The 14,111-nt window shown below is 38.7% G+C and carries 10 protein-coding genes; all 10 read right to left on the bottom strand.

What is annotated here, in order from left to right:
* Positions 1 to 542 precede the first annotated feature (542 nt).
* On the bottom strand, positions 543 to 752 hold the full coding sequence (locus tag V7201_RS03345) for a tyrosine-type recombinase/integrase (RefSeq protein WP_335375370.1): 210 nt from the start codon (positions 750 to 752) through the stop codon (positions 543 to 545).
* 302 nt (positions 753 to 1,054) lie between these two features.
* Positions 1,055 to 3,070 carry a peptidoglycan D,D-transpeptidase FtsI family protein gene (locus V7201_RS03340; RefSeq protein ID WP_335375369.1) on the bottom strand — a complete coding sequence of 672 codons (2,016 nt, stop codon included), beginning with the start codon at positions 3,068 to 3,070 and terminating at the stop codon, positions 1,055 to 1,057.
* A gap of 1,106 nt (positions 3,071 to 4,176) precedes the next feature.
* Positions 4,177 to 6,213 carry a penicillin-binding protein PBP4(5) gene (gene pbp4 / locus V7201_RS03335; RefSeq protein WP_335375368.1) on the bottom strand — a complete coding sequence of 679 codons (2,037 nt, stop codon included), beginning with the start codon at positions 6,211 to 6,213 and terminating at the stop codon, positions 4,177 to 4,179.
* Positions 6,214 to 6,436: 223 nt separating this feature from the next.
* Positions 6,437 to 7,342, bottom strand: coding sequence for a class A beta-lactamase (gene bla / locus V7201_RS03330; RefSeq protein ID WP_438825012.1), 906 nt, complete (start codon positions 7,340 to 7,342; stop codon positions 6,437 to 6,439).
* A gap of 747 nt (positions 7,343 to 8,089) precedes the next feature.
* A complete protein-coding gene (locus tag V7201_RS03325) occupies positions 8,090 to 9,886 on the bottom strand; it encodes a BlaR1 family beta-lactam sensor/signal transducer (protein ID WP_335375366.1) in 1,797 nt (598 codons plus the stop codon).
* Complete coding sequence (locus tag V7201_RS03320; protein WP_335375365.1) at positions 9,886 to 10,275, bottom strand: BlaI/MecI/CopY family transcriptional regulator; 390 nt, start codon at positions 10,273 to 10,275, stop codon at positions 9,886 to 9,888. Before V7201_RS03320 ends, V7201_RS03325 begins: the two co-directional genes overlap by 1 nt.
* A 370-nt stretch (positions 10,276 to 10,645) precedes the next feature.
* The gene (locus tag V7201_RS03315) at positions 10,646 to 11,221 is read right to left on the bottom strand and encodes a dihydrofolate reductase family protein (RefSeq protein ID WP_335375364.1); all 576 of its coding nucleotides are present in this window, start codon (positions 11,219 to 11,221) and stop codon (positions 10,646 to 10,648) included.
* Positions 11,222 to 11,812: 591 nt separating this feature from the next.
* Positions 11,813 to 12,172, bottom strand: coding sequence for a hypothetical protein (locus V7201_RS03310; RefSeq protein ID WP_335375363.1), 360 nt, complete (start codon positions 12,170 to 12,172; stop codon positions 11,813 to 11,815).
* Positions 12,173 to 12,266: 94 nt separating this feature from the next.
* Positions 12,267 to 12,464 (bottom strand): helix-turn-helix domain-containing protein, encoded by a 198-nt coding sequence (locus tag V7201_RS03305; RefSeq protein ID WP_335375362.1) that lies wholly within the window; start codon positions 12,462 to 12,464, stop codon positions 12,267 to 12,269.
* A 1,006-nt stretch (positions 12,465 to 13,470) separates the two neighbouring features.
* Positions 13,471 to 13,896, bottom strand: a complete 426-nt coding sequence (locus V7201_RS03300; protein ID WP_335375361.1) for an ASCH domain-containing protein — start codon at positions 13,894 to 13,896, stop codon at positions 13,471 to 13,473.
* Between the last annotated feature and the right edge of the window lie 215 nt (positions 13,897 to 14,111).

Here is a 14,111-nt window from a genome sequence, read left to right as displayed (position 1 = left end):
TGTAAACGCTGAATATGCCATTTCTTTGCAGCTGCTCTTCTTCTAACGGATTGATAAGGAACACCAAAGGACTCACTTATTGTTTTAAGGGAGACTTTACTATGGTGCCCTGCACTAATATATGATTGTTCTAATTCAATCCAATTGTGCTTTATCATTTTTTAATTCTCCTCCAACTACTATTATCGCTCGGTTTTTCCACATTCCTTGCTTGGCGTTCTATCACACTCAAAATAAATACAGGAATCATTTTGGTCATATTTCTGGTCATATACTACAAAAAATCATAGGAAACACTAGGTAATTTAGAGCCATACTTATTTAAATGAAAGTGATACCAGGGTTATATCGAGCACTTTTAGTAACTAAAGGAAACTCCAAGTTCTACTCTGGCAGCGTTGAGGTCAGGGGTTCGAGCCCCCTATTCTCCATTAACCGGAAACCCTTGCGCAGCAAGGGTTTTTCCTATTTATTCAAACTTAAGTATTTCAGTGAGTTCCTAATGTGTGCACAATGTGTACACCTTTAGTATGCTAAAGTGTTTAAACAACAAGAAGACCGTTACCCAGATACCCGATCTCCATTATCAAAGAAATCATTCTCAATCGTATTGCTGCTTCTACTTGAAGATCCTCATTAACGTGAGAGTAGAGATCTAGTGTTATCGCTACCCTAGAATGTCCCAACCTCTCCTGAACCACTTTTGGATTAACCCCGCTAATCATAAGCTGTGTTGCATGAAGATGACGCATTAATGTCTTCAACAGATGATTCTAATATTAGTGAACTTTCTAATAGAACTGGCATAGAACCACTTTTTTAAAAAGATTTATATACCACTTTTATAAGATGAATGATGCCTTGACGGTTTTGTTCTCATCATATATCCCGTTCTAATAATCTTATGTAGCTCATCCTTCCCTCTGCTTTTTAGAATTGCTGAAATGTATTCTTTCTCAACCATATAACCTTGTTCTCTTAAGTTTTTTATCACTTCAACATTTGTACTGCACCCCAAAAGTTAGAGTGAAATCTAACCTTTGGGGTCAACTCATTAGTTGTCCTTTTCTTTAAGGTCAAAATATGCCCGAAAAACCCGCTGACTAATGATATTAGCTGCACTGTGCGGCTGAGCATAACCATCTCGGTAAGCATTGGGTACAATTACGGCAATAGCTATCTCAGGATTATTGAATGGAGCATAACCAGCAAAAGAAAGATTCCACGTCTTCACCCCATTTTTATAGGATTCAGAGGTCCCGGTTTTACCTGCGGCATTGTAGGGTTCGCCTTTAAAATATCCTCTCGCGGTTCCTTTGGAACCATGGGTAACCAGCCAAAAACCTTGCTGAACCCGCTTTAGCATCTCCTCACTCATATCCACCTGATTCAGCACCATTGGTTCGATTTCATCGATGAGGTTGCCCGGTTCATCGCCATTCATATTGGGTTCACGAATCTCCTTCACCAATTGGGGCTTCATCCGGTATCCTCCATTGGCAATCGTTGTAATATACTGGGCAACTTGCATGGGTGTATAGGTATCTAGTTGTCCGATGGCAATTTGAAAGTAGGTGCTTGTATTGGTTCCTTTAATTCCTGCCGTTTCATTATTAAAACCAATTTTAGTCGGAATGCCCAAACCAAATTGGTTGAAATAATAGCGGATGGTTTCAATTTTTTGCGGATTGATATTCAATGTGCCATTGGGGAGATACTTGCCGCCCATAATTTCTATCGCGGTTTTCCACATATAAACGTTTGATGAACGCTCTAATGCCTCTAAATCATTAATTCTGTTCATGACTATGTATGAGGAAAAGGTTTCCGGCGAACCTTTAAATCGCATGACTTCATCCAGCTCGATTTCCCCAAAATCCCTGATACCCGTTTGGTAGCCGGTTAATACGGTGGCCCCTTTTACAACGGACCCCTGTTCAAATGCATAAGTGAAGGTTCCCGGTGTAAAATCAGTAAACTCACTGGACTGCCTGTCAAACACATTTCCTGACATTGCAAGTATGCGGCCAGTTTTCGGTTCCATCGCCACAACAAATGCAGTGTCAAGCGTATCCGTATGCGGCTTTTGTATTGCACTGATTAACTCTTCCTGGATAATTTTTTCCACTTGAGCTTGGAACTCAATATCAATGGTCAGAACAATATCCTTGCCGCTCTTCCCTTCTGATACAGTCTCTGTACTCACCACATTTCCATTTGTATCTGTCACCGTTTCCACTTTTTCCTTTTGGCCTTGCAACACTCCATCATAAAGTTCTTCGATATAGCTTTTCCCGACGCGATCATTCATTTCGTATCCTTTAGACGTATAGTAATCTACCTTATCAGCCGGAAGGCCTTCATCTGCACTCGTTACTTCCCCAAGCATATTCCAAAAAGTTTCCCCATAGGTACGGCCCCTCTTCCAATCGGTCGAGACATCCACACCCGGCAACTTTTCCAGATTTTCACTGACCTTCGCATTTTCTTCCTCTGTTACATTTTCATTTTTGATCAAAGTTGGAGTTAAAGCGATGGCGGAAGAAAGTTTCCGGTAGATGGCTGCAAGGTTTTTGTCCATTGCCTGGAGATCGCTTTCTGTAATGCGGTTCAATTTTAATTGGTATAAATCCTTGTCATTCAGCTTTTCCTGTTTGTATAATTTCTCCTCCTTCTTTGTGATTAAATCCGTCCCATTGTTATGTGCCAACAGCCATATATCTTTCAAATCCCGATCGGTTACTTTATTGATCTCTCTATCAGTCATGACCAGAATGGTAGTTAACTTTTTGGCCAGTTCAAGCAATTCGCCCGGCTGGGGATATTTCGGCGGTGTATAGACAATTGCCTTTTCCGGAATATTGTAGACTACTAACTTATTATTCGTATCATATATTCTTCCACGCGGAACTGAATAGCTGACTGCTGTCACATCTGTCTCCTTTGCTTGAGCCGAATAGGCCTCCCCTTTAATAATTTGGATAAAGCCAAGGCGGAGAATCAGGACAGAAAACAGAACAAAGACCATGAAAAAGAGACCATTCAGTCTCAATCGGATTAGGTTTTTCACTATATTTTCTTTCTGCCTTTTCTGCTTCAAAAAGTATCAGCCCTTTCGTTCTGGAAAGAATTAAATACTACATTTGTAGTATTATTGTCAAAAAAAGTCCTAAAAAGGTAAGGTATTCCTTTCTGGAGTTGATTATTATAAATCTTTTTATGATGCAGGATCTGCTTGGCAATTTCGGCTGCCTTTTTTCTTCTAATTTGGACTTGATCAATTGGTGATATTTTTAAGGAAGATTCTATCCATTAACTATCCAAATTCCCTGAAAGATCCGCATTCCCGTATTTTATTTTGTGAAAATAATCTTGCAGCTGCTTTCTCCCTACCCCGATCGTTATTTTTGAAATACCAATTAACGGAACGGCTCAAGACAGTCGCTAAATTTTGATTCCATTCTGAATAGGGATCAATTTGTCCATCCCAAACCTGTTCATTGTTATACATGGAAATTAAATTAGTTCCCAATGCAAATAAGGCAGAATATATTTAAAAGTTGCTATTAGGAGAAATCCTCTGTTCACTCATCTCTCGATTATAAATTTGATATTGTTTATTAGAGGAATTATATAAACCAATCTTTACTTGTATCCCTTAAAAAAAGGGCTTAGATCTTCATAGACCACATTTTTGCGCTAAATTGATACACATCATCTGAACTCGCAATAAAGGTAGTGATTGGAGCAAGCAATGGCACGGCATTCCAAAAATAGTGCAAATAACCTTGCTTTTCCATTTCAATAGTAGAGAATCGCTGGAGAAGCCTGCAATACACTGGATTCTTTGTGTAATTTTTTTTGTGCCACCTCGGCCATCTTTTCTTGCGTGTAAAGCCCATTTTTAATCAAGCGCTAGCATAGTGTGAATGGTATTTGGCTTCCAATCACTCTTATTCGATAATTTCTCCATTACCTCAGGAGTCGAGATGGGCTCATATCCATACAACATTCATCACTTCATATTCTGATTCTGATAATTGTGGAATCTCTCTCATTATGACCCTCTTACTTTTACATCTGTAGTATTTTTTTAGCAAGAAGGTCCATTACTAAAAGCTTTAAGAGTACTTTTTACTATTGTAAGAGTTCCCGCATGATAAGTGCATATACCAATCATCTCATTTGTAAATATGAATTTAGCTCCTCTATAAATGATCGGTTCATCTGAGTGGCTGAACTGCCTGGTGTATAATGTTCGACGAGTGAAAGAAGAAGAAAAGAATTCTGTTCTGCTTCAAAAGCAAGTAAAAAACTATTTTCATTTCCCTTTTCACCTTGTTTCATTTTAAGCTCGGCAGTTCCGGTCTTGGCGGCCAGCTTATATTTTGGGTTGTATAGAAGGTGGGCCGTTCCTTTTGGGTCACTTACTACCGCTGTTAAACTGTTTTTCATTTCAATTGCCGTTGAACTGGTGATTGCTGATTTGGTTTTTGGTTCACTTTTATCATCTAGCAATCTCGGATAAACCAAGTTCCCTTCGTTTTGAAAAACCGAATACATGACGGCCTGTTGAATGGGTGTAATCAATAATTCTCCTTGTCCGTATGCAGTATCTGCCAACAGGATTTCCGAATCAAATGTATTTTGCTTAGAGATTTGAGCTGGGTTCATGGCGATTGGCAGGTCTAATTCCTCCCCAAAAATAAACTTATTCAAACCATTTCTAAACACTTTTTCTCCTATTTCCAGGACCTCTTGTGCAAAATAAATATTATCGGAATAAATTAACGCTTTTCTCATATCCACATTTTGTACATCGGATACTCGGGTGACGGAATAACCTCCCCAGGTTCCATCCTTTTTCCAGCTTAACTCCTTTATGTTTCGAAGCTTTTCTGGATAGGTCACTTTGGCATCAAGACCAATGCTAGCGGTAATCGTTTTAAAGGTAGAGCCCGGCGCATACCCAACCGCAAATCTTGAAATAAAGGGCTTTTTATCATCCTTTGCATACTGATTATATTCCTGCTGAGATATACCTTGAACCATTTTATTCGGATCATAGGAAGGAGAACTTACAACGGCATAAAGCCCTCCCTCTTTAGGGTCCATAACGACAGTAGAACCAGCTTTTCCGTTTAGATGTGTAAAGGCCTCCAATTGGATATAAGAATCAATGGTCAACTGAATATCTTTACCGTCCAACTTTTCTACCTTTAGAATTTCTTGCTTTTTATTCCCCTGTTCATCTACAATCAGGATTTCTCCTCCATCTTTCCCGCGCAATTGTTGATTAAAGGCCTTTTCTAATCCAGCTCTTCCAATCATCTCTCCTTCTGCTAAAGTTGGATGTCTATCCAAATCTTCCTTTGTCACTTTTCCAATGTAACCAATTAAATGAGCGGCAGCTTCCTTAAGCGGGTAATAACGAAGTTTTGTATTTTGATAGGCCACTCCAGGTATGACTTCTGCTTTATCTCCTTCAATAATTTTTAAGGGAACAAATAGGTCCTCCTTTACCCAGCTTTGATTTAGTTTTTGGTGAATTTCCTCTATGGGCATACCGAACTGTTGGCTAATCCTTTGTAGTGTATCGTCTTTGTCATTGCCTTGATTTAATTCTTTCGGTACTACCCCTGCCCATTTAAACTCTTCGTTTACCGCCAATCCGTTCCCTATATGATCTTTGATCTCTCCACGTTCTGCTTCTATAGAGTTAAAAACCACTTTATCTTTTCCTTCCATTCCAGGAAATATCAAGTGCGGACCCCACTTCACCCTATAATGATCCTCTGTTTTTTCTATTTTTGTATGATAGTTCAAATTCTCTACTGTCCCTAAAGGAGTTGTAAAGCTTAATTTATAAGATAACTCATACCCGTGGTTTTTGACTTTCTCTAATTCAATTTTGGAAGCATGTATATTTGTAATATTGATTCCGTTAAATATACGATCATATTTATCTATGACTTCTTCCAAAGTATAATCCAAAGAAGTGTAGGATTGTTTTTCAAGTACATCCCCTAATTTTTCATATTCTTTGCCTTCTAATAGTTGAATAAAAGTATTAGCTACTTCCTGAACTTCATTGTGACCTTTTTTGTCCATGATTTGGAATAAACTAAATCCCCCAATCCCAGCTAAAATGAGGAATATTAAGAGGTAATAAGGATTGATTTTCCCCTTTTTTCTTTCGACTCTACTATTCATTCTATAGCTCTCCTTTACTATACATTTGGTCCTCCATTAAAGAGTCTTGTTAATGCTGTATAAATAAATGGCCTCCCATTCGGGAGACCTAGATGGTTGATTTTTCCCTATAGAAAAAATATAAGTCTTTACATGCTAAGCTTACTATTCATTGCACAGGATGACTGTTAAGCCTAGGCAATGATGTAATTGAGAATTGTGATAGGTAAATTTATATATCCGTTCACTTCAAAGAGTTAAGTGCGACTTTGGCAGCTTCAGCGATAAGCGCATTGTCATAGGTCGCATTCTGTGTTTCGCGGCTGGATAGAACTGCAATAACGATGGGAGCTCTATTCGGCGGCCAAACAACTGCAATGTCATTCCGCGTTCCGTAGCTTCCTGCCCCGCTCTTGTCAGCAACTTCCCAGCCAGTTGGTGCACCAGCACGAATTAATGCATCCCCGGTGGCGTTACCCCGCATCCAATCTGTCAGGATAGTACGTTTTTCTGTTGGGAGCAAATCGCTGGCTGCGAAAGCCTGGAGGCTGGTAGCAAGTGCTTTTGCTGTGCTTGTGTCACGTGCATCTCCAGGAACAGCTGAGTTCAATTCCGTCTCGTAGCGATCAACTTGGGTAATATTATCGCCAATCTTCCTTAATGCTGATTCAAATCCTTTAGGTCCTCCCAGTTTCTCTAATAAAAGGTTCCCAGCGGTGTTGTCGCTATATCGCACAGCAGCCTCAGCAACTTCCCGAAGAGTCATCCCGGTATCAATGTGAAGTTGTGTAACAGGTGAGTACGAAACGATATCTTCGCTATCGTATGTGACTAACTCGTCAAGTTGATCAATTGAGTATTGATGCAGCAATGCACCTGCTGCTAGAGCTTTGTAAGTAGATGCGTATGCGAACCGCTCTTGAGGTCGATAAGAGACTTTCCGATTTGTACCTGTATCGATGGCGTAGACTCCAAGCCGGGCATCATATTTGTTCTCGAGTTCAGCAAACTTACGGTGTAGTTGTGGTGTTGGTGTTTTCTCCACTGCCTTTCCATGCTTTTCGGAAAGATTATCGGTGGTCATCGACCACCCTGCGAGGGGTACAATGGCAACCACTAGCACAAGCAGGGCAACTATTAAATGATGCATTCTGAAAATATTATGTTTTTTCATCGAGATACTAACCTCTTTCTATATTTTTATCAACACCAATCGGCTGTTAACCAGCTGATTCTAAAAATCGTGTATTACGGTTCGAATTCAATTTAACTATGTTTGCATGGAAAATTCTTTCCGTTTGCAATTATATTGACTATGTTTAATATCTCTTTTTCATAACCTGATGCTGCTCCTAAATGAAGGAGTAGATTTTCCTCCTTTCTCCAAAATTGATTACTTGTGCAATGCATATACTACATATGTAGTATTTATATTACACATCAAATACTACACTCGTAATAAATAGCTGTCAATCTCCTTTTGGAGTTTGCCGTGATATTCCATTAAGGTCAAAATATACCCTAAAAACGGCTGGCTGATGATATTAGCTGCACTGTGCGGCTGAGCATAATTAGCAAAAGAAAGATTCCAAGTCTTCACCCCATTTTTATAGGGTTCCGAGGTCCCAGTTTCACCTGCGGAATTGTAGTGATCGCCTTTGTAATATCCTTTCGCAGTTCCTTTGGAAGCATGGGTAACCAGCCGAAAGCCTTGTTGGACCCGCTTTAGATTTGATTTTAGATTGCACTCATTAACTCTTCCTGCATAACTTTTCTGCTTAAAAACAAACTAGCCCTTTCTAACTGGAAAGTTTGTGAACAACTTCAAATACCACAATTGTAGTATTAAGTATTAAAAAATCCCAAAAAGGAAGGTAATCCTTTCTGGGGTTAATGATTAATAGATCTTTTCATCATGCAGGATCTGCCTGGCAATCTCCGCTGCCTTACTTCCTTGAGCCTGCCCATTTTTATTTTGAATATTGACGGCAAAATAATAACGCTCATCACCTTTTTCGACAAATCCAATAAACCAGCCATTTACATCTTTTCCATTAATCCTGCCGGTTCCCGTCTTGCCATACAACTTCCCATTCTTTTGAGCATCTATTAAAATAGCCTTTTTTACTGCATTGATATTTTCTACATTAAAACCCCATTGATTTTCTTCAAATTGATATAATAACTGTGCTTGTTCAATGGGAGATATTTTTAGTGAAGATTCCATCCAGTAACGATCCAAATCCCCTGAAAGATCCTCATTCCCGTATTTTATCTTATGAAAATAATTTTGCAGCTGCTTTCTCCCTACCTCTCGATCGGTTTTCTGGAAATACCAATTTACGGAATGACTTAAGGCAGTCGCTAAGTTTTGATTTTGATTCCATTCCGGGAAGGGATAAATTTTTCCATCCCAAACCTTAGAATTGTTATTTTGAGAGATCACATTGGATTCGATTGCAAATAAGGCAGAATATATTTTATAGGTACTATTAGGAGAAATCCTTTGTTCACTTAACTCCCTATTATATATTTGATATTGGTTTTTAGAGGGATTATATAAAACAAAGCTGCCCTTATAACCCTTAAAATAAGAGCTTAGATCTTCATTGACTACATTCTTACCGGTAAAATGATACACATCATCCGTGCTGGCAATCACGGTGGTGATTGGAGCAAGAAATAGCACAATCATTCCTATAACAGCACTGATGGCCTTACTTTTCCATTTCAATAAAAGAGAATCTCCAGAGTAGCTTGCAATGCACTGGATTCTTTGTTTGATTTCTTTTTTTGTCCCGCCTATCCCTGGAGCAAACTGATCAAGGGGCCGATTATGTTTTTTATCTGCAAAGCGAATGATGGTATACCCATATTCAATATATCCGCTCTCATCCAAGAGGTTTAAAACGGATGCATCACAGGCCAATTCCCGATCCATTCGAATCCTTTTTAAAGCATACCAGATTACTGGGTTAAACCAATATATAATATGGAATAGCCACATGACATAATTCACGAATAGATCTTTGCTTTTTTGATGGTACAGTTCGTGCAAAAACACGTGTTTTAATTCATTTAACGAAAAAGTTTCTGTCGTTTTGCTTGGTAAAAAAATAAAGGCTTGAAAAATCCCGAACGTGATTGGTGAGGAAATTAGAGCGGTCTCCCGCAACTTTATGTTTCTTTTCACCCCAACTATCTCTTTACATTCTTCTAATAGTTTATTTAGCTTTTGGTTATGAACAGCCACAGCCGACTTTTTGATTTGATTGATTTGATATTTTGAATATACAGCAGCCCCAATGAAAAGAACCACTCCAATCACCCAGACTGTAAAAATTGTCTGGTAGACAAATTCGGGCGCCTCCTTGTTTACCGATAACGTGAAATCATGTATTATATTGCTGTTTGGCGCCGGAGAGGCATCCACTTCATTAATTCTTTCAATGCTCAATGGCGCTTCTCTGTGAAGAAAAAGAAAGCTTTTTAAATAGCGAATTCCTGCTTCAAAACGAAAATAATTCCAAGGTAAAAAAGCAGCAAGGATTGGAATGCATAGAAAAAACCAGATATGATAATGTGCTTTCACAGTCATATGATTGTTTAATAGCTTTTTGATTAATAAAATAATGAAAATAAGGAGTGATACCACGATTGCACTTACTAAAAGCCGCAGTAGCAGGGTATCCATTATTTTTCCCCTTCTTTCTTATCCCTCATAGACAATATATCCTTTAATTCGGATATTTCCTCTTTTGATAATTGATCATTTTCAATAAAATTTAGTATCATTGAATTTAAAGTACCGCCAAAAAACTGTTGCAGGAAGGATTTACTTTTTTGCTCAACATATTGGTGTTTTTCAACCAGTGATGTATATATAAACACTCGGCCATCTTTTGTTGCATGCAAAGCCTTTTTCTTAACGAGGCGTGCCAGCATCGTGTGAATGGTATTTGGCTTCCAATCGCTCTTATTCGAAAATTTCTCCACTACCTTAGGAGTAGAAATGGGCTCATATTTCCATATAACCTTCATCACTTCATATTCTGCTTCTGATATTTGTGGAATTTCCTTCATGATAAACCCCCAACTTTTACAGGTGTAGTATTAGTATAGCAAGAAGAGCCTAAAACATAAAGTATATTTCGAACTATAGTCCATGGTAACAAGTACCACACTTCCATAACTTCCGTTTGTCCAATACTGAATTCAAGAAGGGGCTGAAGTCCTCCCTGAAACATCGAATCCTTCTGTTTAATAAGGTTCTAACGTAAATCCCTTCTGGATAAACTAGTAGCTTAACCGAAATTTGAAAATGAAATAGAACCCATAAATTCGACTAATCTATATAAAAATGTTGTTTTTTGACGATAAGAAAACCGCCTTGATAAAAGGCGGTTTATTGAGCTATCGTTCCCGTTAGAGTAATCTACTTTGAGTGAAAGGGTCATTTTATCTTCTGGTAAATGAGACCAATGGCTCCAGAATCAAATGTCTTGTTTTCGATATGTTTAAGATTGATTTTCTCCTTTAGACCTTGGAATAACGGCAACCCGCTGCCAATCAGGACGGGAGAAACCGTAATTTTAAACTCATCTATTAAATCAAGCTGCATAAGGTAGTGTGCGAACCTAGGACTGCCGAGGATGACCATATCCTTGCCTGGCTGCTGTTTGAGGTTCTTGATCTCTTCCTCGACATTCTCTTTCACCAGTCTGGAATTGTTCCATTCGACTTTCTCCAGCGTCGTGGAAAAAACGATTTTGGCTGTCTTTTCGATCCACTCTGCGTGATTCCTTTCATGCTGCGAAGCTGATGGGTTCGAAGGCACTGATGGCCAGTAACTGTGCATCATCTGATAAGTCCCACGGCCCCAAATGACGGTGTCGGCAGTACTAAGAATTTCTTTAGCGTGTTTCTCCAAATCAGCATCGTAGGAAACCCAGCCAATGTCCATTTCACCGTTCGGCCCTTCTACAAAACCGTCAAGCGATGCGTGCAGAAATAAAACGAGTTTTCTCATTTTCAGTTCTCCTTTGTTTATGAGGGATATCTATATAAACTATATTATAGGACATTTCAGGTTAGGCCATTTCTTATGGATTGCTAATCCTAAATGAAATATTCTACTAATCCTCAAAAAATCCTTACACTATATTCTGTAATGCTGCCCCGTTTGCTTAATAAGGATTTCAACAAAAAGGGTGGTTAATCCTTCTTGGATCACTAAACCCGGTGTTGTTGAATATCATCCATTCATATTTCGGCCAATTGTATCAGCATGAACCAAAAGCCAACGAAAGATAAAACCGTAGAAGTTTCTGTTCCATTGAATAACTGGGAATCATACACTACCTTTTATTTATGGCGTGTCCTTTACTGAATAATTACAACTTAAACCGGAATGTACTCAATATTTCTAAGCAGAAAAGCAGGTTCCAGCATTTGTAGACAAAGGGGTAACATTTCGTAAGAGCGAAAAAACTTTCATATTCAGAAGATATAAAGATTTTTTGAATTTTAATTGAGAATTTTCACAAACTATTAGCTCGTTTTGTTAAATAGAAATAGCCCTCCTCAAACGAGATGGGCTTTTAACGGTTTATTGACTTTCTTAGATTGCTTTCATGCCTTCTAAGATAATTTTTGCATCTGCATTAAGATAAGCTGGTGTATCTTTTCTAAGCAGTAAGTTGGGATGATCCTTTACAATCATTTTTATTCCTCTAACGTCGAACTTATTTGCGTATGTATTAATTGCATTAAGGATAGCCATATCCTTCCTTGTCAACGGCTGTCCATCATGAGCCTGCATTTGCAAGATGAAATCCAATAACTCCCTTGCATTTTTATTTAACATATTTTTATACTCATTTAAGATTGAAATGTTTTCTTCAATATAAACCCTCGCGGTAGCAAGTTCCATTTCTTCTACGTTTTTGTTAATCTTTGCTGTAAGTGATTCTAAACTCAATCTATCCATCTCCTTGGTTGTGGCTATAGTGTATATCGGAATAAAAACGATTTACTTTAAACAAGTCAAAATTATAGCCAACAATACGGGAGAGTTATTTTAATTTTTCAGGATCTATGCCATAGAAATCTGTTAATTTTTTAAAAGTAGATTCTCGGTGATTTCCTTTGTCATTTTCTATGTTGCCTAGAGTCCTGGTTGTCACATTGAGTTCTTCGCAAACCTGCTCTTGAGACATATTCCTTTTAAGTCGTTCTGATCTTAACTGAGTACCTAAGCTTTCATTATTCATCTGGAAACCTCCGTGTAGTATATATGAGATTATATCCCTCCAATAAAAAATTTCAAACCCAACTAAAACGATAACCCTTACTGGACCATTTTATAGTTAAAAGAAAGTATAGATTTCGCCTCCTTCATTAAAAAAGCCAGTTAAGTATTATCTTAACTGACCATTTTTTGACCACACGCTTTTTTAATAGTGCACAAAACAGTGCACAGACTTATTTTATTTAATTGAACTAGATTGACTTAGATTGTTTACCATAGTCCACAAATCCTTATAAATCAAGATTTATTTGATTTTAATTTAACTTATTTAACTCTGTTTTACTAATGGATTTCCTCTGGCAGCGTTGAGGTCAGGGGTTCGAGCCCCCTATTCTCCACTTACAAAAAGAGAGTGTCCAAAAGTATAATCTTTTGGGCACCCTTTTATTTTTTGGCCAAGTAAAAATGGGCCGTTTATTTCCGTTTCCAGGCGCTTCACTTTCCGAGGGGCTGGGCTGAGCCTCCTCGCCGCCGCTCTAGGTGCACCTGCAGGACATTGATTAGTTTCCTTGACCCTGCCCACGCACGATGGAAATTGGGTAGCATTTTTATAGCCACTATTATACTGATGTATTAGACAACTTAAATAAATCAGACACAGATAAAACATTTATTAACTTCTATTCACCAAATTCTTTAACTACACTCCATGCAGGCAGCATAAAGTGCAATATCAATACATCCCACGGGTGGACCCGTAAGTACTTAACCTTGATTGCCACAGAAATACCGTAACTAAAAAGGATAAGCCCAACAATAAAAAAGGGAACTTGTATTTTAAGTTTCATTTTATCACTTCATATCTTTCAACTTGGATAATGAAATTAGTTTAAATCAACCACGGAAAGCATTTAAAGCAGATATTTCCATGAAATAGAGAACAAAGTACTGGTGGCTTAGCGTACTTTCCCATGCTCTGATGAAGGTAGTAAAACAAAAAAGTGCCAGTTCCCCGATGATCAGGCACTCTATAAATCATGCTCCCATAACCCAAGCATTCCTTTAGCAGGAATGAAGCTGTCCAGCGTCTTCATATTCCTGACTTCCCAGACATACCCTCCCACTTTATAATCACCGAGGAAAAAGTCATTGCCTGATACGATTCTTCCATCCTCCAACACGGCCCATGTCTCATTATTTTCCACCACACTCAGACAATTCTCAAGCTGGCAGGTGGCAATGATCATGCCAGTTGGAAGCTCATCGGCCTTGTACCCATGCTTTAAAAGCAGCGACTTGACCGCCACATGGCTGCAGACTGCCTTATCGACTTTCTTACTCGTATGGATTGCAAGAGGGCCACGATACTTCGTACTCCATGACCTCGTTTCATATTGAGCCTCACGCAAGACGAACAGACTCGCCCAAGGCTGAATCATCGATAACACCTTCATTCCAACCACCCCTTGCCTCAACAACTATTTTGCCTATAGCATCTCCCGGCAATCCCACAAAAACACGGGGGAGGTCATCCAGTCTCAAAAAATCACCTATTCCTGATAATCATGGACACCCATTATGATGGGGCTGCTGAAAGAAGAATTCCAGCCTTTGACGTACTAAAAAATCAGGACATGGGGACGGTTCTTGTGTCCCGAAAAATTCCTGT

This window comes from Bacillus sp. JJ1122 (assembly GCF_036964885.1).
Classification (GTDB): Bacteria; Bacillota; Bacilli; order Bacillales; family Cytobacillaceae; genus Mesobacillus.
Note: the sequence above shows the minus strand (reverse complement) of the source record. Positions and strands in the feature narration are given on the sequence as shown.

What these genes read in the sequence shown, in the direction of transcription:
- V7201_RS03345 (WP_335375370.1), bottom strand. Translation starts at nt 752, where the DNA reads ATGCGTCATCTTCATGCAACACAGCTTATGATTAGCGGGGTTAATCCA.
- pbp4 (WP_335375368.1), bottom strand. Translation starts at nt 6,213, where the DNA reads ATGAATAGTAGAGTCGAAAGAAAAAAGGGGAAAATCAATCCTTATTAC.
- bla (WP_438825012.1), bottom strand. Translation starts at nt 7,342, where the DNA reads ATGCATCATTTAATAGTTGCCCTGCTTGTGCTAGTGGTTGCCATTGTA.
- V7201_RS03325 (WP_335375366.1), bottom strand. Translation starts at nt 9,886, where the DNA reads ATGGATACCCTGCTACTGCGGCTTTTAGTAAGTGCAATCGTGGTATCA.
- V7201_RS03320 (WP_335375365.1), bottom strand. Translation starts at nt 10,275, where the DNA reads ATGAAGGAAATTCCACAAATATCAGAAGCAGAATATGAAGTGATGAAG.
- V7201_RS03315 (WP_335375364.1), bottom strand. Translation starts at nt 11,221, where the DNA reads ATGAGAAAACTCGTTTTATTTCTGCACGCATCGCTTGACGGTTTTGTA.
- V7201_RS03305 (WP_335375362.1), bottom strand. Translation starts at nt 12,464, where the DNA reads ATGAATAATGAAAGCTTAGGTACTCAGTTAAGATCAGAACGACTTAAA.
- V7201_RS03300 (WP_335375361.1), bottom strand. Translation starts at nt 13,896, where the DNA reads ATGAAGGTGTTATCGATGATTCAGCCTTGGGCGAGTCTGTTCGTCTTG.